Source organism: uncultured Campylobacter sp., assembly GCF_938045775.1.
Taxonomy (GTDB): Bacteria; Campylobacterota; Campylobacteria; order Campylobacterales; family Campylobacteraceae; genus Campylobacter_B.
Window position 1 is genome coordinate 1 of the sequence record NZ_CALIBH010000275.1, and the last position, 2,180, is coordinate 2,180.

General features: G+C 55.0%; 1 protein-coding gene. It reads right to left on the reverse strand.

What is annotated here, in order from left to right; all coding sequences use genetic code 11:
• Window positions 1-7 precede the first annotated feature (7 nt).
• Window positions 8-2,180, reverse strand: a 2,173-nt coding sequence (locus tag Q0238_RS11430) for a hypothetical protein (protein ID WP_297946161.1), incomplete at its 5' end; no start/stop codon positions are given.

Sequence of the window (2,180 nt, forward strand, 5' to 3'; positions counted from 1 at the left end):
CGCCGCCCTACTTCCCGTCTAAATTTAAAATTTCACTCGAAATTTCATCTATCGTCGCGTTGAAATCATCCGCCAGCGCGCGCTTTAGCTCCTCTTTCGCCGCCATCATATCGCGCACGATCGCAGCTTCAAACTCCTCTCGATTGAGCGCCTCGTCGCCCTTGGCAAACGCAAAATCCAACCCAAACCACGTAGCCACGGCAAACGCAGGCACGCACACCACCGCGCCGGGGCCGCACACGAGCCCCGCACTACCGCTGGTCGCGCTGGCGCCCGCCTTGGTAAGGGTCTTTGCGCCCGTTTTAGCCGCAGTTTTAGCGAGGCTCTTGCTTAGCAGCTTTGCGCCCAGCACGCCGCCCAGCGCCCCCAGCCCCGTCCCGCTCGCGCGATACGCCTTGCTTTTTAGGCTGAAGCTCTGCGTGACGTTAAGATCGATTTTCGCGCCGTATTTTTTGAGCGTAAAATTTAGCGAACTCTCATAATTCTTGACGTTTGCCGCAGCGATTTTAGCGATATTTTCGCCAAAATCTTTCGGGAAGCTTTCGCTCACGAAGAGCGCAAATTTCTCATTCAGATACGCCCCCGCATCATCGTCCCACACGCCGTGCCACAGCACCAGATAATCGCTCAGAAACGAGTAATTGAAATCCGCCATTTTCTGCGCGCTAAGCCTCGCGCCCTCGTCGTAAACGGCGTCGATGTAGCTATTTAGCGCGGATGCGGCGTTTGCTTCCGCGGCAAAGCGCGTGGCGTTTAGCTCGCCTCTTAGCGCGTCCGCCTCGCGAGCGCTTAAGATCAGCCGCTCGCCGCTTTGCAGCACGATCTGCACGCCCGTCTCAACCGCGCTTTTAGGATGTACGCCCTCCGCTCCACTGCCTGCCGTACGCATCTGCGCGGCGCAGATCAAACACAGCGTGACGTAGGCAAGCGCAAAGATCGTGCCGCTAAAGCGCCCTATTTTGGGCGCAGCCCGCGGCATAAAAAGCACGAAGGCGCAAAGATGCAAAATCGCGCAGTAAAAGAGGAAATCTCCCGCGCAGATTAGAAACAAAAGAGCGATTTTCAGCGCGCTAGGGCTCTGCGACAGCGCCAGATCAAACAGCGCGTTTTTGTAAAATTTCAAAGCGTAAATTTCATTTAGCAGAGCGGATCTGAAGTGCGCTTGCGGCGCGGTAGATTTTAAAATTTCAAAAATTTCGGCTACCGATGCGGGGCTTGTCGCGGACTTTTCAGCGGAACTGTCGGCAGCCATACTCGGTGCGGAGGGATTTTGGGCTAAATTTCGCGCTACGGCGGGGCTAGTCGTAGAATTTTTAGCGTTGATTTGCGATGTAGCGACGGGAACTGCCTTATAATTTTCAGCCGAGGCGTACACCGCCCCGACGGAGCTCGCTTTAAAATTTGCGGGCGAAGCGGTGAGATTTTTAGCGGCGTTCGGCGCGGGCTTGACGGCATTATCAGTCTCGGAATTTCCGACAATTATAGCGGCGTTGCTCGCGGCGGAATTTTTAGCGGCATTATCTGTTGCAAAATTTCCGACAGGCGCGGAAGCGTCGTTTGTCGCGAAATTTCCCATGGATGCGGCGGTGCGGGCGGGCGGAGTAAAATTTATCGCGGAATTTAAAGAGTGTGCGGCAGCATCTGCGCCGTCTGCGAGCCGCAAATAGGCTAAATTTATGGCGAAATTTACCGCTACGGCAAGCGCGGCGAGCAGCAAAATGCTAAGTTTGAGCGATAAAATTCTGGGATTTTTAATCTCTTTTAGGCTTAGCTTCAGCACCGCCAGGCGCATCAGAGCAAGAGCTGCAGGCAGTGCCGCCAGCGTCACGAATAGCTCTGCGCCGCGCAGATCCGCTAGGCCTAGCGCCAAAGTGACGCTTAAGAGGATCGCGCCCGCGAAGGCTAAAACCCCGCTTATAAGCCTGCCCCTAAAAATTTTAATCAAAATCCCGCCGCTGCGAAATAGCGCCGCATTGGCGCGCTGCTTCGCCTCGTAAAAAAAGCTAAATAGCACCCGAAATAGCGCGTAAGCCCAAAACGCCGCCAGCGCGCAAAAGCCCGCGTCGTCCAAATCCTGCGCGTAAAGCGCGAAGCAAAAAACGCTAACGATCAGCGCTAGTCTAAGCGCTATTTCACAGATCCAGCGGCGCGTCGTCGTCATCGAGCCTGTTTGCCTCATT